This window comes from Pseudomonas sp. GW821-FHT07F01 (genome assembly GCF_059418825.1).
Window position 1 is genome coordinate 434,206 of the sequence record NZ_JBWKQO010000003.1, and the last position, 17,687, is coordinate 451,892.

Here is a 17,687-nt window from a genome sequence, read left to right on the forward strand (position 1 = left end):
CCGCGGAGTTCCGTGACTCATCAGTCAAGGTTTTCGACCAACAGGATTGCGCCTTCCTGGCCCACCACCCGTACCCGGGCGCCCACGGGGGCGTCGGCCCCCTTGGCGATCCACACGCCGTCGGCCACCTTGATCCGCCCGCGGCCGTCCACAATCGCCTGGTGCACCACAAAGGTCTTGCCGATCAGCTCCTGGCCCCGCAGGTTGAGGTTCGGCTGATCGCTGGGGCGTACCACGCTGCGCTGGCGGCGCCACCAATACAGTGCGGTGAGTACCGACAGCAGGCCGAACAGGAGGAACTGCACCTCCCATGACAGGCCGGGAATGAGAAAGGTCAGGACCCCGACTGTGGCGGCTGCGAGGCCGATCCACAGCAGGTAGCCGCCGGCCCCGAATACTTCGAAGATCAGCAGGATGGTGCCAAGGGCCAGCCAGTCCCAGAACGATAGAGCTTGCACAAATGCCAACATGAAGCCTGCCTCAGACCTTCTTGCTGTCGAACGTGGCCTTGACGATCTCGCCGATGCCGCCCACGGCGCCGATGACCTGGCTGGCCTCCAGGGGCATCAGGATCACCTTGCTGTTGTTGGCCGACGCCAGTTTGCCCAGGGCATCGATGTATTTCTGCGCGACGAAGTAGTTGATCGCCTGGACGTTGCCGGTAGCAATCGCCTCGGACACCACTTGGGTCGCCCGGGCCTCGGCTTCGGCCTGGCGCTCCCGGGCTTCGGATTCGAGGAATGCCGCCTGGCGTTCGCCCTCGGCTTCAAGAATCTGTGCCTGCTTCTTGCCTTCTGCGGTAAGGATGGCGGCGGCCCGCAGGCCTTCGGCTTCGAGGATCTGCGCACGCTTGACCCGCTCGGCCTTCATCTGCCCGGACATGGCCGCCATCAGGTCGGCGGGTGGGCTGATGTCCTTGATTTCGATCCGGGTGATCTTGATCCCCCAGGGGGCGGTGGCCTCATCGACGGTTCGCAGGAGTTTCTCGTTGATGCCGTCACGTTGGCTGAGCATGGCGTCCAGTTCCATGGAGCCGAGCACCGTACGGATATTGGTTTGCAGCAGGTTGCGGATGGCGTGCTCGAGGTTGTTGACCTCATAGGCGGCCTGGGCGGTGTTGACCACCTGGAAGAAACACACGGCGTCGATCTGCACCGTGGCGTTGTCGGCGGTGATGACTTCCTGGGGTGGGATATCCAGCACGCTTTCCATCACGTTGATCTTGCGCCCGATGCGATCCATCACCGGAATGATGATGTTCAACCCCGGCTTCAGGGTGTTGGTGTAGCGGCCGAAGCGTTCCACGGTCCATTGGTAGCCCTGGGGCACGACCTTGAAACCCATGAAGACGATGGCCACGGCGAGGCCGACGAAAAGTAACAACACGCTTCCGATCTGCATAACATTCTCCTGCTCAGATGTGATCAAGGGGCACAGGGGGCGAGTGTACGGCGGCGCCCGGTCGCGCGCAGAGATACCGTGGCCCTTGCATCATCAGGACACACATCACCGGCGTGCCCGTGGCCTCACAGTTGGAAGCGGGTGACCGAGGTCTGCAAGGTGGCCACGGAGTTTTCCATCTGCTCCACGGTCTGGGTCAGCTCACGCATGGCCTGGCTGTTGCGCCGGGCTACCAGGCTGATCATCTCCACCCGTTGCGCAACTTCGCTACTGGCCTTGGACTGCTCGCCGATGGTGAGGGAAATCTCCTCCACCATCACCGCCGAGCGCTGGGCGCCCTGGCGGATCTCATTGATCGAGGTGCCCGCCTGCTGGGCCATCTGGACCCCGTCGTTGACCCGGCTGACCCCGGTTTGCATGCTGTTCACGGCTTGTTCGGTGGTTTCCCGGATGCGTTCGATCATGCCGGTGATTTCCCGGGTGGACTGTGCGGTGCGGGCTGCCAGATTGCGCACTTCGTCAGCCACCACGGCGAACCCCCGGCCGGCTTCCCCGGCCCGGGCGGCTTCGATGGCGGCGTTCAGGGCCAGCAGGTTGGTCTGCTCGGCGATGCCGTTGATTACCTGGATGATCGAGTGGATCTCTTCCGAGGACTGGCCCAGGGCGGTGATGCTGCGGGAAGACTGGTTCACCGCCTCGGCAATATGGCTCATGCCGTCCACGACCCCGAGGATTACCTGGCCGCCGCTACCGGCCAGGGATTCGGACTGGGCGGCAATGCCCTGGGCATTGCGCGCGTGTTCGGCCACCTGGGCGATATTGCTGATCATCTGCTCCATGGCTGCGGCCATGTTGGTGGCGCCGTCGGCCTGTTCGGTGGCGCCGTCGGCAATGCTCAGCGACGTGTCGCTGAGGCTGTGGGAGCGGCCGCGCAACTCTTCGCTTTCATGGCGGATGGTGGTGATCATCTGCCGCAGGTTGTCTTGCATTTCTCCAAGGGCCCGTTGCAGTTGGCCGGCCTCGTCATGCCTGTCGACGCTGATGGGCGTGGTCAGGTTGCCCTGGGCAATGGCCCGGGCGGTGGCCACGGATTTTTCCAGGGGTTTGAGCACCCGGGTGAGCAGCTGCCGGGTCAACAGAGCCAGTGCCAGGGCGGCCAGCAGGCTGCCGCCGATCAGCCACCAGGCGGCCTGGCGGACCGCACTTTCACTGAGTTCGCGGGTTTGGGCGGTGCTGGCTTCGATCTGGCTGCTGAGGGCGGCGTTGCGGCTCTCCACTTCGCTGAAGCGCTGGGAGAACTCCGGCATTTGCAGGCGCGCGGCCTGTGGGTCCTTGAGGGCCTGCCCGGCGATGTTCTCGGCGGCGTGAATGTAGTTTTCCAGCACCGGCTGCAGTTCGGTGATGGCGTTGCGGATTTCCGGTGCCAGGGGCAACTTGGCGTTTTCCGCCAGGGCCTTGCGGAACCAGTCGCCGTGTTCGCGCAGGCTATTGCGGACCTCTTCGCCAGCGGCGGCATCGCCGGGCTGGCTGCTCAGGGCCTCCAGCACATCGGCCCGCAGGGCGTCGTGCATCATGTCGGCCTCCAGGTGGTTGCGCAGGGCGCTGGCGTTGAGTTCGTTGTCCACCAGTGCCCGCGCCAGGCGTGACTGGCCCCATAAACCCAGCCCGGCCACCAGGGCAATGGCCAGGAGGCTGACAACCCCGGTGGCGAGCATGTTTTGACGAATGTTCATACCGGGCTCCCTGCTTTTCTCGGCGGTGACTCAAGCGTAGTCCAGCGCCTGGGGTTCGCCTCCTGTGCCGCTATGGGGGCTGGTTGCCGGGCGTGACCCTTAGCACTTCCTCAAGGCTGGTCAGGCCTTGGGCAACCTTGTGCGCGGCAGCCAGGCGCAGGCTGCGCATGCCGTCCGCGCAGGCCTGGTGGTGCAGGCGGGCAAGATCCAGGTCGCGATGGATCAGGGCCTTGAGGGGGGAACCCAAGGGCATGATTTCGTAGACCCCGGTGCGCCCGTGGTAACCGGTACCCCGGCATTCGGCGCAGCCAACCGCGCGCTGGCCGCCGGCAGCGGGTGGCAGGTGCCGGGTTCCGGTCAGGCTTTCCCAGTCATCCGCCGTCAGCTCGGCGGGAACCTTGCAGTACGGGCAGAGGGTGCGCAGCAGGCGCTGGGCCATGACCCCGATCAGGGTGGCCTTGATCAGGTAATGGGGCACGCCCAGTTCCAGCAGTCGGCTGATGGCGCCGGGGGCGTCGTTGGTGTGCAGGGTAGACAGCACCAGGTGCCCGGTAAGTGCGGCCTGGATGGCCATTTCCGCGGTCTCAAGGTCACGGATCTCGCCGATCATGATGATGTCGGGGTCCTGGCGCATCAGTGCGCGCACGCCGCTGGAAAAACTCAGGTCGATATTGTGCTGGACCTGCATCTGGTTGAACGCCGGTTCGATCATCTCGATCGGGTCCTCGATGGTGCACAGGTTGACCTCGGGGGTCGCGAGCTTCTTCAGGGTGGTGTAGAGGGTGCTGGTCTTGCCCGAGCCGGTGGGCCCGGTGACCAGGATGATGCCGTGGGCCTGGGTGGTCATGGCTTGCCAGCGGCTCAGGTCATCGGTGCCAAAGCCCAACTGGTCGAAATCCTTGAGCAGGACCTGGGGATCGAAGATGCGCATCACCAGCTTTTCACCGAACGCCGTGGGCAGGGTCGAGAGCCGCAACTCGATTTCGCTGCCGTCGGGGGTGCGCGTCTTGACCCTGCCATCCTGGGGCTTGCGCTTTTCCGCGACGTTCATGCGCCCCAGGCTCTTGAGGCGGCTGACGATGGCCAGGGTGACCTGGGGCGGGAACTGGTAGACGTTGTGCAATACGCCATCGATGCGAAAGCGCAGGGTGCCGTGCTCGCGGCGGGGTTCGATATGGATGTCGCTGGCCCTTTGCTGAAAGGCGTACTGGAACAGCCAGTCGACGATATTGACGATGTGCGCATCGTCGGCATCCGGCTCCTGGTCGCTGGCCCCCAGTTTCAGCAGTTGCTCGAAGTTGCCCAGGCCACTGGCTTTCTGTTCGCTGCTGGCGCCGCTGACCGACTTGGCCAGGCGATAGAACTCCAGGGTCAGGCGCTGGATGTCCAGCGGGCTGGCCACCACCCGTCGCACCGTGCGCTTGAGAACATGGGCCAGGTCTGCTTCCCAGGCACTGACGTAAGGTTGGGCGCTGGCCACGGTAACGCTCTGCCCATCCACGGCCACGGCAAGGATCTTGTGCCGCTGGGCGAAGGCGAAGGACATCAACGGCGTGATGCTGGCCACGTCGATGCGCAGGGGGTCGATACGCAGGTAAGGCTGACCGGCTTGCCGGGCCAGCCAGGCCGTGAGGCTGTCCAGGTCCAGATGTGCGCCGGGGTGCTGCAGGTCGGGCAATTGCTGGCCGGCGATCACTTCCAGGGGATGCAGCAGGTTACCGGCTGCCTGATGCCGGACGCTCATGACCTGTTCGGCGGCATCCTGGCTGATGCGGCCCTGGGCCAGCAGTTCACGCAGCAGTTCGCTGAGGTCCAGCCAGCGGTCCTGGGGAAGGTGCGCGGCGCTCATGGGCGATTCCTTGGGGCTGTTGTCCAGATGTGGGTCTCTGACCACGAACAGCCAAGAATAGTCCCCGGGGCCTCAAGGGAATGCTTGCCAAGGGTTGCAGGGTTTTGCCGGGATCAACCCGCGGCCTGCAGGCGCGAAGGTTCCGCCAGCTCCAGCTCCAGCTCCACGTCACAGACACTGATCAGGTTGCGCAGCTTTGCGCCGATCACCTGGGCCCGATGCCAGCTCAGGTCGTCGAGTTCCACCTCCATATACAGCGTGGCGTCCTGCTGCTGCATCGACACCCGCTGCGGCACCAGGAACTGCAGGGCGAAGTGGTTGAGGATGCGGCACAGCACATCGGCCTCGGCGTCGGCCACTATCCGGTAGTGCACGCGACAGTGAGCATTGTTGAGGTTCCAGGCATCGGCGCGGGGGGCTGGCTCGAAAGGGGGCATGGCGGTCTCCAGGTCAGTGGAGAAATTTTTACATTCGGTTTCGGGTATTTCTTATCTAAGATTGGGTTTGTTTGCTTGAATATGAATTGTTCAATTCATTTTTTAATGTTTATGGGTATTTATTATGCATAGCGACCTGGACGCCTATGACCGCCGCATCCTCGCGCTGCTGCAAGAGGACGCCTCGCTTTCCAGTGCGCAGATCGCCGAGCAGGTGGGGTTGTCCCAGTCGCCATGCTGGCGACGGATCCAGCGGATGAAGGAGGAGGGGGTGATCCGCGGCCAGGTGACCCTGCTGGACCGCAAGAAGATTGGTCTCAACACGCAGATTTTCGCCGAGATCAAGCTCAACGCTCACGGGCGCTCCAACTTCACCGAGTTCACCGAGGCGATCCGCGGCTTTCCGGAAGTGCTGGAGTGCTATGTGCTGATGGGCGCGGTGGACTTTCTGCTGCGGATCGTGACCGCGGATATCGAAGCCTATGAACGCTTCTTCTTCGAGAAGCTGTCCATGGTGCCGGGTATCCAGGAGGTGAACTCGATCGTTGCCCTGTCGGAGATCAAGTCCACCACCAGCCTGCCGGTCATGCGCTGAGGGGCGGGGTTACAGGCGCAGGAGGGTTTTCCAGGCACGGTTCTGGAACACCGCGATGGCCTGCTGCTTGCGGGCGTCGAGGGCTTCGTCGGTGATCGGCTCGTTGGCCAGCTGGGCCAGTTTGTTCAACTCGCCATAGAGACGGTCCAGCTCTGGGATCTCCAGCGCGGAGCGGGCGTGGTGCAACCAGGCCTGGATGCGTTCAATGCGCGGCAACTGCTCGGCCAGGTCTTCCGGTTGCTGCTGATAGCGCGGCAGTTGCAGGGAGGTGGCTTCCTCGGCCAGCAGGCGTGGCAACCAGCTGCCCAACTGTGCGGCGCCCTGGCGGTTGCCCCGGGTGTTGCGGTCAGCGGCCCAGGCCCGGGCCAGCAGCCAGCGCGAGGTATTCAGCGAGAACAGGCCCCAGCGCACGTCCTGCAACTCTTCGATGAACTGCTCCGGCGCGGCCTTGCGCACGTCTTCGTCATCAAGGCCGGCCTGTACCAGCGGACGCCAGTCTTCCAGCAGGGCGTCCAGGGCACTGCGCAACTCAGCGGTGGACTGGCGCGGTGCGGCCTGGCCCAGGCTGCTGGCCAGGGCTCGCAGCTCGGCAAGGTTGTCCACCCAGTCCTGCAGCAGGCGCCAGTGGCCATTGAAGCGGTACTGCTCGGCCAGGCGCTGGCTGCTGCCCAGCAGGTGCCAGGCCAGAGCGGCGAAAGCTTCGTCCAGGGGCGTCTCGGCGCTCAATTGCGGCGCGGGTAGGCTCAGGGAGTAGCTGCCGGCGTCGAACAGGCGATAGCCGCGCTCGGCCTTGCTGATGTCGCAGGGCATCAGCGGCAGGGTCAGGGCCAGCTCCGCTGCCAACTCCAGCAGGGCAGCCGGTTCGCCTTCACGCAGCTCCAGTTCCAGCTCGCAGATTTCTTCCTTTTGCTTGCCGGCGATGACTTGGCCCAAGTCCAGGGCGGCTTCGATCACCACCTTGGCCTTGCCGCGGCCCCAGGCGATTTCCGCGCGCTCGCGGACGAAATCCGTGGTGAACAATGGCTTGAGGGTCTTCTTGTCCAGTTCGGCCAGGGCTTCGGGCCAGCATTGGCCTTCGAGCTTTTTCACGTCCAGCTTGGCCTTGGCCAGTTGCCAGTCGTACTCGTTGCGTTCGGACAGGCCGGCGACGCTCTGGCCGCTGGTCTTCAGGGTCTGGATCACCGCGTCACCGTCGCGACGCAGGCGCAGGGCGACTTTGGCCCGGGCCAGGTCGCGTTCTGGGGTGTCGAAGTACTGATTCATCAGTTCACGGCGTTCCCAGCCACTTTTATTGCGTTTTTTCAGTAGCGGGTGCTCGCGCAGGGCGGCGAGGGTTTCGCGGCTGACGCGGAGTTTGATTTCGGTTTCTTTCTGCATGGCCGGAAAATCCAGGATCGGGAGCGCAGCCGGGGAAGAGTTGGCTGCCAAGGCCGTGCAGTGTACAGGACAAGGCGCCCGCAGGTGCCGCGGCGGTTCCTTCCGCTTGCGGGATGCCTCTATGATGGGCCTCACATTGGGATTCCCGGAGACAGCTCATGCCCCTGCCGTCCATGAAGGATCAGTTTGCCGCGCTGATCGCCGCGCCATCGGTGAGCTGCACTCAAGCAGCACTGGATCAATCCAACCGTGCGGTGATCGACCTGCTGGCCGGTTGGCTCGGCGACCTGGGTTTTGCCTGTGACATCCAGCAGGTCAGCCCCGGCAAGTTCAACCTGCTGGCCAGTTTCGGCAGTGGCCCTGGCGGCCTGGTACTGGCCGGGCACAGCGACACCGTGCCCTATGACAGCGCGCTGTGGCAGACCGACCCCTTGAAGCTGACCGAAGTCGACGGCCGCTGGGTCGGCCTGGGCAGTTGCGACATGAAGGGTTTCTTCGCCCTGATCATCGAGGCAGTGCGGCCCCTGCTGGATCAGCCTTTCAAGCAGCCGCTGCTGGTCCTCGCCACTTGCGACGAAGAAAGCTCCATGGCCGGGGCGCGGGCCTTGGCGCAAGCCGGCCGGCCCCTGGGGCGCGCGGCGGTGATCGGCGAGCCTACGGGGCTCAAGCCGATTCGCCTGCACAAGGGGGTGATGATGGAGCGCATCGAGATCCTCGGCCGCAGCGGTCATTCGTCGGACCCAAGCCTGGGTCGCAGTGCCCTGGAAGCCATGCACGATGCCATTGGCGAGCTGCGGGGCCTGCGGTTGCTGTGGCAGCGCGAGTACCGCAATGCGCAGTTCAGCGTCCCGCAACCGACCCTGAACTTCGGCTGCATCCATGGCGGCGACAACCCCAACCGCATCTGTGGCCAGTGTTCCCTGGAGTTCGACCTGCGGCCCCTGCCGGGCATGGATCCGGACGTGCTGCGCGAGGCCATCCGGCAGAAGCTCAAGCCGATTGCCGAACGCCATGAAGTGAAGATCGACTATGCGCCGCTGTTCCCCGCGGTCCCGCCTTTCGAGCAGCCCGAGGATGCCGAGTTGGTGCGAGTGGCAGAGCGGTTGACCGGGCATCGTGCCGAAGCAGTAGCGTTTGGCACCGAAGCACCTTATCTTCAGCGCCTTGGCTGCGAGACCCTGGTGCTCGGCCCGGGTGATATCGCCTGTGCCCACCAGCCGGGGGAGTACCTCGAAATGTCACGCTTGCAGCCTACCGTGCATCTATTACGTGAATTGATTGAACATTACTGCCTGACGCCGGCCCAATTTCAGTAAATTGCCGGTGGCCTTGTCCGTACCCATGAGGAGAGTAAGCGTGTTGCCAAGCCTGTTCCGACGATAACCATCAGCCCGCTGTGAGTTTTCCGTTTCGTCCTTTCATAGGCTGCTTTTTATTTACAGGCTCAGGTTCATGCCCGAATACGTCAATTGGCTTCGCCACGCGTCTCCCTATATCAATGCCCACCGCGACTGCACCTTCGTGGTCATGCTGCCCGGCGACGGCGTTGAACACCCCAACTTCGGCAATATCGTCCACGACCTGGTGCTGCTCCACAGCCTGGGGGTGCGCCTGGTGCTGGTGCACGGCTCGCGCCCACAGATCGAAGCCCGCCTGGCGGCCCGTGGCCTGACGCCCCATTACCATCACGGCCTTAGGATCACCGACGCGGCAACCCTGGAGTGCGTGATCGATGCCGTGGGCCAGTTGCGCATCGCTATCGAGGCGCGCCTGTCCATGGACATGGCCTCTTCACCGATGCAGGGCTCGCGGTTGCGGGTGGCCAGCGGCAACCTGGTGACTGCCCGTCCGATCGGCGTGCTGGAAGGCGTTGACTATCACCACACCGGCGAAGTGCGCCGGGTCGATCGCAAAGGCATCAATCGCCTGCTGGACGAGCGCTCCATCGTCCTGCTCTCGCCCCTGGGGTATTCCCCCACCGGGGAAACCTTCAACCTGGCCTGCGAAGACGTGGCCACTCGCGCCGCCATCGACCTTGGGGCCGACAAACTACTGCTGTTCGGCGCCGACCCAGGCCTGCTGGATGAAAACGGCAAGCTGGTGCGCGAATTGCGCCCGCAACAGGTGCCGGCGCATTTGCAGCGCCTGGGGGGTAACTATCAGGCCGAGCTGCTGGATGCCGCCGCCGAGGCGTGCCGCGGCGGAGTCGGACGCAGCCATATCGTCAGCTACGCCGAGGACGGCGCCTTGCTGACCGAACTCTTCACCCGCGACGGCGGCGGCACCCTGGTGGCCCAGGAACAGTTCGAGCGGGTGCGCGAGGCGGCGATCGAGGACGTGGGCGGCTTGCTGGAGCTGATCAGCCCGCTGGAAGAGCAGGGCATCCTCGTGCGGCGTTCCCGCGAGGTGCTGGAGCGCGAGATCGAGCAGTTCAGTGTGGTGGAGCGCGAGGGCATGATCATCGCCTGCGCGGCCCTCTACCAGATTGCCGATTCCGATGCCGGTGAGCTGGCGTGCCTGGCGGTGAACCCCGAGTACCGCCATGGCAAGCGTGGCGACGAGCTGCTGGAAAGGATCGAGACCCGCGCTCGGGCCCAGGGCTTGAAGACGCTGTTCGTCCTCACCACTCGTACCGCTCACTGGTTCCGCGAGCGTGGTTTCGTGCCCAGCAGTGTCGAGCGCCTGCCATCGGCCCGGGCCTCGCTGTACAACTACCAGCGCAATTCGAAGATCTTCGAAAAAGCCCTCTGAACCCGCCTCTTTGTGCAACTGGCCGCCACGGCCCGATCAATTGATCGAACCGTGGCGGCCAGTTGCACATGTCAGAAAAATTTCATTTCGATACAAAAACTGTAACAAATTGACGGGAGGATAGGCTCTTAGCCATGATTGCGTCGCTTTTTTGATCCTGAATGACGTTTTGCGCTTGTACACGCAGGGGATCTTGGGGGCTGAGTCAGGGGAATATTTTTCAGAAATAAGCTTGCGAGCGTCTACGCTGCGATTCGCCGTTTGATAATGGCGAGCTTTATTCCTGAAAGGTATGAAAAAGAATTAAACAATTCTTTTTGGGTTTATGAGTAATTCATTACCCTGCATGGACCAAATCACTGCGATTAGACCATGGTCGTAGACACAGGTCGTTACGATTGACTTATCAGTCACGGTCTGGCGCTAATCGCGCATCTGTGGCACCCGGGCGTTCGATCCGGGGCCAGGAACCACAAGAATTAGAAACGAGAGGAGCGATACATGAACAAGTCCACCTTGGCCCTGGCTGTGGCCGTAGGGGTTTTGGCGCAGCAGGCAGGCGCCGCCGGTTTTGTCGAAGACAGCAAAGCTACCTTGGGGCTGCGTAACTTCTACATCAATACCGACAACCGCGACGGCGATACCAAAGCCGCGAAGGCTCAGAGCAAGCAGGAAGAATGGGGCCAAGGCTTCATCTTCAACTTCACCTCTGGCTACACCGAAGGCACCGTAGGTTTTGGCCTGGATGCAATCGGCCTGCTGGGCGTGCGCCTGGATTCCGGTGGCGGCACCAACGGCGCGACCACCACTTCTTCCGGTGGCACTGTTTTTCCGACTCACTCCTCCAGCGGCAAGAACGCTCAAGCGGTGAACGATTATTCCAGCCTGGGTCTGACCGGCAAGGTCAAGGTTTCCCAGACCGAGCTGAAAATCGGCACCCTGATGCCTAACAACCCGGTGATCAAGTACAACGACGGTCGTCTGCTGCCACAAACCTTCCAGGGTGGCCAGATCACTTCGAACGAGATCAAGGACCTGACCCTGACTGCCGGTCAGATCGAGCACGCCAAAGGCCGTAACTCGAGCAACAACGAAGGTCTGTCCATTGCTGGCGCCAACGCCGGCTCCAACTATGATGCCGGCAAGTTCAGCAACAAGTTCTACTACGGTGGTGCTGACTACAAGATCACCAAGGATCTGACCGCTTCGTACTACTACGGCGAGCTGAAGGACTTCTACTCGCAGAACTTCCTGGGCCTGGTGCACAACTGGTCCATCGGTCCTGGCGTACTGAAAAGTGACCTGCGCTACTACCGCAGTCGTGACAACGGCTCCAACGGCGACACCGCGGCCTACTACACCACCGGCTACTACCCGGACAAAGGCCTGTCGGCGATCACCAAAGGCAAGGTCGACAACAACCTGTACAGCTACCTGGCCCTGTACTCGGTTGAAGGCCACACCTTCGGTGGCGGCTACCAGTACAGCAACGGTGACAGCGATTTCCCTTGGTTGAACCAGGGTGACGGCTCGTCCAACAGCACCATCACCGACATGCAGATCCAGAAGTTCGCCCGTGCCGGCGAGCGTACCTGGCAGGCTCGCTACGCCTATGACTTCGCCAAGGTCGGCCTGCCTGGTCTGACCGCCGGTATCATCTACCTGCGTGGCAACAACATCGACACAGCCGGTAAGGTTGGCGCTGCACAGAAAACCACTCTGGGCACTGGTGGCACCGAGTGGGAACGCGACCTGACCCTGTCCTACGTGGTTCCGCAAGGCCCACTGAAGAACCTGGGTCTGACCTGGAAAAACGCCATGTGGCGTAACGACATTCCGGGCCAGCGCGACCAGGACGAAAACCGCCTGATCGTCAGCTACTCGATCCCGCTGAAGTAATTGCGGTTGAAGCCTCGCCCGGCGCAATGCCGGGCGAGGTGTTGTTTCAAGTCAGGCCCACCCCCGTGAGCCCTTCCTGAATCCCCCTCTTTTTACAGCTACTCAAGGCCTTCTCGAACCTTGTTGAGAAGGGTGGTCTTCGCTCGTCCGCGAGTCCAGTGAAGAGATTTTTAATATTCAATTCAGTTATTAATAAATCGATATATATTCTTTTTAAATAGTCTCCCGTGCAGGCAGAGTAGCTTCATCACGCACTCACAGGAGCAGCACCCATGAGCCTCAGACTGGGCGACATCGCCCCCGACTTCGAACAGGATTCCAGTGCCGGCAAGATTCGTTTCCACGAGTGGCTGGGCGATAGCTGGGGCGTGCTGTTTTCTCATCCGGCGGATTTCACTCCGGTATGCACCACCGAGTTGGGCTTTACCGCCAAGCTCAAGGACGAATTCGCTCAACGCGGGGTGAAGGCCATTGCCCTCTCGGTGGACCCGGTGGACTCCCATCACAAGTGGATCGAAGACATCAACGAGACCCAGAACACCCGGGTCAACTTCCCGATCCTGGCGGATGCCGATCGCAAGGTCTCGGACCTCTATGACCTGATCCACCCCAATGCCAACGACACCCTGACCGTACGCTCGCTGTTCGTCATCGACCCGAACAAGAAGATTCGCCTGACCATCACCTACCCGGCCAGCACCGGGCGCAACTTCCACGAAATCCTGCGGGTAATCGATTCGCTGCAACTCACCGACAACTACAAGGTGGCCACCCCGGCCAACTGGCAGGACGGTGACGAAGTGGTGATCGTGCCTTCGCTCAAGGACGAGGAAGAGATCAAGCGTCGCTTTCCCAAGGGCTATCGCGCAGTGAAGCCCTATCTGCGCCTGACGCCGCAACCCAACCGCTGATACACCCACCGCCGTAGGAGCTCGCTTGCCGACAAAGGCGGTCGTGAGGCCGGCGCAAGTTTCGCCGACCCTTTCGCGGGCAAGCCCGCTCCTACGAAGCACGCAGGAGCAACAGATCCATAAAGCAGGGGTTTTAAGGCCGTTCCGACGGCCTATTTTTTTGCCTGCGGAAAATACTTTCTTATATATTTTTAAGGAATAAACAAATGAATAAATAAGATTTATGGATATAAAAATAGGCTGTTAAGGTCTCTCCAATTCGGCGAGATCGCATCCCGCGAATCGCTTTCTTCGTTCAAGGAATTCTCTGCATGCTGGTGGTCTCTCTCGGTGGCAGTCCCAGCCAACGCTCCCGTTCCGGGGTGCTGCTGGAGTTGGCCAAGCGCTGGTTACAGCAGCAAGGCGTGGAAGTGGTCAGCTACCAGGTACGGGACTTCCCGGCCGAGGATCTGCTCCACGCGCGCTTCGACAGCCCCAAGGTCATCGACCTGCTGCAACAGATCGAACAGGCCGACGGCTTGCTGATTGCGACGCCGGTGTACAAAGCGTCGTTTTCCGGGGCCCTGAAAACCCTGCTCGACCTGCTGCCCGAGCGGGCCCTGAGCCACAAGGTGGTGCTGCCCATGGCTACCGGCGGCAGTATTGCCCACATGCTGGCGGTGGATTACGCATTGAAGCCGGTGCTTTCGGCCCTCAAGGCCCAGGAGATGCTCCAGGGCATCTTTGCCGAGGACAGCCAGATCGCCTACGGCGAGGGCAGCGCCCAGCCGCAATTGGCCGAGGCCCTGGAGCAACGCTTGAAAGAAGCGCTCGAGCAGTTCCACAGCGCCATGGCCCGTCGCCCCAAACCGCTGGATCCGCATCTGCTCAATGAACGCCTGTTGAGTGCTCGCTGGAGCATTTGAGCCTCACCCCCGATTGAAATACTCGCCTTACTCGCCCGCCAACGGGCAAGCAGGTGCAGCCACAACCCCATAGCAAAAAGGAGAGCGCCATGCGCCCTGTCATTTTGCGTCGCGGTCTGGTCGCTCTGTTTGCTGCGGCTGTGTCCTTCGGCGCCATTGTTCAAGCTCAGGCCGAGACCTTGCGGATCGGTTATCAGAAGTACGGCACCCTGGTGCTGCTCAAGGCCAAGGGTTCCCTGGAGAAGCGCCTGGCGCAGCAGGGCGTCGAGGTGCAATGGACTGAATTTCCCGGAGGCCCACAGTTGCTGGAGGGCCTCAATGTCGGGTCCATCGACTTCGGCGTGACCGGCGAGACCCCGCCAGTCTTTGCCCAGGCCGCCGGTGCCGACCTGCTGTATGTGGCCTACGAGCCGCCGGCCCCCCATAGCGAAGCGATCCTGGTGCCCAAGGGTTCGCCGATCCAGTCGGTGCAGGACCTCAAGGGCAAGAAGGTGGTGCTGAACAAGGGCTCCAACGTCCATTACCTGCTGGTCCGCGCTCTGGAAGACGCCGGCCTGAAATACAGTGATATCCAGACCGTGTTCCTGCCGCCGGCTGATGCCCGCGCCGCATTCGAGCGGGGCAGCGTCGATGCCTGGGCCATCTGGGACCCCTACCAGGCAGCCGCCGAGCAGCAGCTACAGGCTCGCACCCTGCGTGACGGCTCGGGCATCGTCGACAACCACCAGTTCTACCTGGCCACCAAACCCTACGCGCAACAGCATCCCGAGGTGATTACCGCCCTGGTGGAAGAAGTGCGGGCGGTGGGCGAGTGGTCCAAGGGCAATCCGCAGGAAGTCACCCAACAGGTGGCACCGCTTTTGGGTCTGCCGGCCGACATCACCCTCACTTCGGTTAAGCGCCAGGGCTATGGCGCGGGCTTCCTGACCCCGGAAGTGATCGCCGCGCAGCAGAAAATCGCCGACAGCTTCTACCAGCTCAAGCTGATTCCCAAGCCGTTGAGCATCAAAGACGTGATCTGGACGCCCACCGCCGCCGTGGCCAAAGCGCCGTAATTCGACCCCTTAGGAGACAACTCCATGAGCCTCAATATCTTCTGGTTCCTGCCTACCCACGGCGACGGCCATTACCTTGGCACCGCCGAAGGCGCTCGCGCCGTCGATCATGCTTACCTGCAGCAGATCGCCCAGGCCGCTGATCGCCTGGGGTTCGGCGGCGTGCTGATCCCCACCGGGCGCTCCTGCGAGGACTCCTGGCTGGTGGCGGCGTCGCTGATCCCGGTGACCCAGCGTCTGAAGTTCCTCGTGGCCCTGCGCCCGGGGATCATCTCCCCGACGGTAGCGGCGCGCCAGGCAGCGACCCTGGACCGGTTGTCCGGCGGCCGGGCGCTGTTCAACCTGGTAACCGGGGGGGATCCGGACGAACTGGCCGGCGACGGCCTGTTCCTCGACCATGAGGAGCGCTACCAGGCTGCGGTGGAGTTCACCCGTATCTGGCGCCGGGTGCTGGAAGGTGAAACCGTGGACTACGACGGCCAGCACATCAGCGTGAAGGGCGCCAAGCTGCTCTATCCGCCGCTGCAGCAACCCCGTCCGCCGCTGTATTTTGGTGGCTCCTCGGAAGCGGCCCAGGACCTGGCTGCCGAGCAGGTGGAGATGGTCCTGACCTGGGGCGAGCCGCCGGCCGCGGTGGCCGAGAAGATCCAGCAGGTGCGGGACAAGGCCGCCAAACTCGGGCGCACCGTACGCTTCGGCATCCGCCTGCATGTGATTGTGCGGGAAACCAACGCCGAGGCCTGGCAGGCTGCCGAGCGGCTGATTTCCCATCTGGACGACGACACCATCGCCCGGGCCCAGGCGTCCCTGGCGCGCTTCGATTCCGTAGGCCAGCAGCGCATGGCCGCCTTGCATGGCGGCCGCCGCGACCAGTTGGAAGTCAGCCCCAACCTCTGGGCAGGGGTCGGCCTGGTGCGCGGCGGTGCCGGTACGGCCCTGGTGGGCGACGGCCCGACCGTGGCGGCCCGCATGCAGGAGTATGCGGACCTGGGCATCGACACCTTCATCTTCTCCGGCTATCCGCACCTGGAAGAGGCCTACCGGGTGGCCGAACTACTGTTCCCGCACCTGGACATCGAACGTCCCAAGCTGCCTGAGGCGGCGGGTTACGTCAGCCCGTTCGGGGAGATGGTCGCCAACGACATCATTCCCAAAGCCGTGTCCCAGAGCTGAGGTGCGGCCATGAACGGACAACGCATAGTGCAGCGTCTGGCGCCCTGGGGCCTGCCGCTGCTGTTGTTGGCGGTGTGGCAACTGTCGGTGTCGGCGGGCTGGCTGTCGACCCGCATCCTGCCGGCCCCCAGCGCGGTGATCGAGGCCGGGGTCAGCCTGGTACGCAGTGGCGATATCTGGACCCACCTGGCCATCAGCGGCTGGCGCGCCGGCCTGGGTTTTGTCATCGGTGGCGGCATCGGCCTGGCGCTGGGCTTTATCACCGGCCTGTCGAAATGGGGCGAGCGGCTGCTGGACAGCTCGGTACAGATGATCCGCAATGTGCCGCACCTGGCGCTGATTCCCCTGGTGATCCTGTGGTTCGGCATCGATGAGTCGGCGAAGATTTTCCTGGTGGCCCTGGGCACGCTGTTCCCGATCTACCTCAACACCTACCACGGCATCCGCAACGTCGACCCGGCATTGGTGGAGATGGCGCGCAGCTACGGCCTGTCCGGCTTCGCCCTGTTCCGCCAGGTGATCCTGCCCGGCGCCCTGCCTTCGATCCTGGTGGGGGTGCGCTTTGCCCTGGGCTTCATGTGGCTGACCCTGATCGTCGCCGAAACCATTTCCGCCAGCTCCGGCATCGGCTACCTGGCAATGAACGCCCGGGAGTTCCTGCAGACCGACGTGGTGGTGCTGGCGATCGTTCTGTACGCGGTGCTCGGCAAGCTGGCGGACCTGGCCGCGCGTGGCCTGGAGCGGGTCTGGCTGCGCTGGCATCCGGCCTACCAGGTCGCCAAAGGCGGTGCCCAATGACGGCTCAACAACCTCCGCGGCTGCTGCAGGGCATTCCCCTGGCGGTGCGCAAACTGCAAAAGACCTTCGGCTCGCGGCAGGTGCTGCGGGAAATCGACCTGCACATTCCCGCCGGCCAGTTCGTGGCGGTGGTGGGGCGCAGCGGCTGCGGCAAAAGTACCTTGCTGCGCCTGCTGGCCGGTCTCGACCAGCCCAGTGCTGGCGAACTGTTGGCCGGTTCCGCGCCCTTGAGCGCTGCTATTGAAGACACCCGGCTGATGTTCCAGGAGGCGCGCCTGCTGCCCTGGAAAAAGGTCATCGATAACGTCGGGCTCGGGCTCAAGGGCAACTGGCGCCCCCAAGCCCTGCAGGCTTTGGAAGCCGTGGGCCTGGCGGACCGCGCCCAGGAATGGCCGGCGGCCCTGTCCGGTGGGCAGAAGCAGCGCGTGGCCCTGGCCCGCGCCCTGATCCACCAGCCGCGGCTGTTGCTGCTGGACGAGCCGCTGGGGGCGCTGGATGCCCTGACGCGGATCGAGATGCAGCAGTTGATCGAACGCCTGTGGCAGCAGCATGGCTTCACCGTGCTGCTGGTCACCCACGATGTCAGCGAAGCGGTGGCGATCGCCGATCGGGTGATCCTGATCGAAGACGGCGAGGTCGGTCTCGACCTGCACGTCGAGCTGCCACGCCCGCGGGTACGGGGTTCCCATCGCCTGGCGGCGCTGGAGACCGAAGTCCTCAACCGCGTGCTGTCATTGCCCGGCTCGCCGCCGGAACCGGAACCCGTTTCACCCTTGCCCACGCAACTGCGCTGGGCACTTTAA

16 protein-coding genes and 1 pseudogene are annotated in these 17,687 nt (G+C 63.1%); 10 read left to right on the forward strand and 7 right to left on the reverse strand.

Annotated features, from left to right (window positions below):
• Window positions 1-20 precede the first annotated feature (20 nt).
• From AC07R1_RS12570 to AC07R1_RS12595, 6 genes and pseudogenes are all read right to left on the reverse strand, one after another.
• Window positions 21-470: an NfeD family protein gene (locus AC07R1_RS12570; RefSeq protein WP_065365057.1), complete on the reverse strand. Its 450-nt coding sequence runs from the start codon at window positions 468-470 to the stop codon at window positions 21-23.
• 10 nt (window positions 471-480) lie between these two features.
• Complete coding sequence (locus AC07R1_RS12575) at window positions 481-1,401, reverse strand: SPFH domain-containing protein (RefSeq protein WP_011064121.1); 921 nt, start codon at window positions 1,399-1,401, stop codon at window positions 481-483.
• 125 nt (window positions 1,402-1,526) lie between these two features.
• Complete coding sequence (locus AC07R1_RS12580) at window positions 1,527-2,390, reverse strand: methyl-accepting chemotaxis protein (RefSeq protein WP_404944723.1); 864 nt, start codon at window positions 2,388-2,390, stop codon at window positions 1,527-1,529.
• Window positions 2,382-3,134, reverse strand: a pseudogene (locus AC07R1_RS12585) (HAMP domain-containing protein); the annotation flags it as partial. The gene AC07R1_RS12580 and the pseudogene AC07R1_RS12585, both read right to left, overlap by 9 nt.
• Before the next feature lie 70 nt (window positions 3,135-3,204).
• Complete coding sequence (tfpB, locus tag AC07R1_RS12590) at window positions 3,205-4,983, reverse strand: type IV pilus assembly ATPase TfpB (protein WP_495110574.1); 1,779 nt, start codon at window positions 4,981-4,983, stop codon at window positions 3,205-3,207.
• Window positions 4,984-5,096: 113 nt separating this feature from the next.
• Entirely contained in the window at window positions 5,097-5,420 is a 324-nt protein-coding gene (locus AC07R1_RS12595) for an ACT-like domain-containing protein (protein WP_161466791.1), read from the reverse strand.
• Between the two features lie 124 nt (window positions 5,421-5,544).
• On the opposite strand from AC07R1_RS12595, the gene AC07R1_RS12600 reads away from it, so the two are divergent.
• The gene (locus tag AC07R1_RS12600; protein ID WP_011064117.1) at window positions 5,545-6,015 is read left to right on the forward strand and encodes an Lrp/AsnC family transcriptional regulator; all 471 of its coding nucleotides are present in this window, start codon (window positions 5,545-5,547) and stop codon (window positions 6,013-6,015) included.
• Between the two features lie 9 nt (window positions 6,016-6,024).
• On the opposite strand, the gene AC07R1_RS12605 is transcribed toward AC07R1_RS12600, so the two are convergent.
• The gene (locus AC07R1_RS12605) at window positions 6,025-7,392 is read right to left on the reverse strand and encodes a CYTH domain-containing protein (protein WP_019093576.1); all 1,368 of its coding nucleotides are present in this window, start codon (window positions 7,390-7,392) and stop codon (window positions 6,025-6,027) included.
• A gap of 158 nt (window positions 7,393-7,550) precedes the next feature.
• Between AC07R1_RS12605 and argE the strand changes: the two genes are divergently transcribed.
• The 9 genes from argE to ssuB all read left to right on the forward strand — a co-directional run bounded on the left by argE (window position 7,551) and on the right by ssuB (window position 17,687).
• Complete coding sequence (argE, locus tag AC07R1_RS12610) at window positions 7,551-8,708, forward strand: acetylornithine deacetylase (RefSeq protein ID WP_011064115.1); 1,158 nt, start codon at window positions 7,551-7,553, stop codon at window positions 8,706-8,708.
• Window positions 8,709-8,844: 136 nt separating this feature from the next.
• Window positions 8,845-10,143, forward strand: a complete 1,299-nt coding sequence (argA, locus tag AC07R1_RS12615; protein ID WP_011064114.1) for an amino-acid N-acetyltransferase — start codon at window positions 8,845-8,847, stop codon at window positions 10,141-10,143.
• A gap of 501 nt (window positions 10,144-10,644) precedes the next feature.
• Complete coding sequence (locus tag AC07R1_RS12620; RefSeq protein WP_065365060.1) at window positions 10,645-12,042, forward strand: OprD family porin; 1,398 nt, start codon at window positions 10,645-10,647, stop codon at window positions 12,040-12,042.
• 272 nt (window positions 12,043-12,314) lie between these two features.
• The gene (locus AC07R1_RS12625; protein WP_011064112.1) at window positions 12,315-12,953 is read left to right on the forward strand and encodes a peroxiredoxin; all 639 of its coding nucleotides are present in this window, start codon (window positions 12,315-12,317) and stop codon (window positions 12,951-12,953) included.
• 311 nt (window positions 12,954-13,264) lie between these two features.
• Entirely contained in the window at window positions 13,265-13,858 is a 594-nt protein-coding gene (gene ssuE, locus AC07R1_RS12630) for an NADPH-dependent FMN reductase (protein WP_011064111.1), read from the forward strand.
• An 89-nt stretch (window positions 13,859-13,947) separates the two neighbouring features.
• Window positions 13,948-14,913, forward strand: a complete 966-nt coding sequence (locus tag AC07R1_RS12635; protein ID WP_011064110.1) for a sulfonate ABC transporter substrate-binding protein — start codon at window positions 13,948-13,950, stop codon at window positions 14,911-14,913.
• A gap of 24 nt (window positions 14,914-14,937) precedes the next feature.
• A complete protein-coding gene (gene ssuD / locus AC07R1_RS12640) occupies window positions 14,938-16,086 on the forward strand; it encodes an FMNH2-dependent alkanesulfonate monooxygenase (RefSeq protein ID WP_495110575.1) in 1,149 nt (382 codons plus the stop codon).
• Between the two features lie 9 nt (window positions 16,087-16,095).
• Entirely contained in the window at window positions 16,096-16,884 is a 789-nt protein-coding gene (gene ssuC, locus AC07R1_RS12645; protein ID WP_011064108.1) for an aliphatic sulfonate ABC transporter permease SsuC, read from the forward strand.
• Window positions 16,881-17,687 (forward strand): aliphatic sulfonates ABC transporter ATP-binding protein, encoded by an 807-nt coding sequence (gene ssuB / locus AC07R1_RS12650; RefSeq protein WP_011064107.1) that lies wholly within the window; start codon window positions 16,881-16,883, stop codon window positions 17,685-17,687. Before ssuC ends, ssuB begins: the two co-directional genes overlap by 4 nt.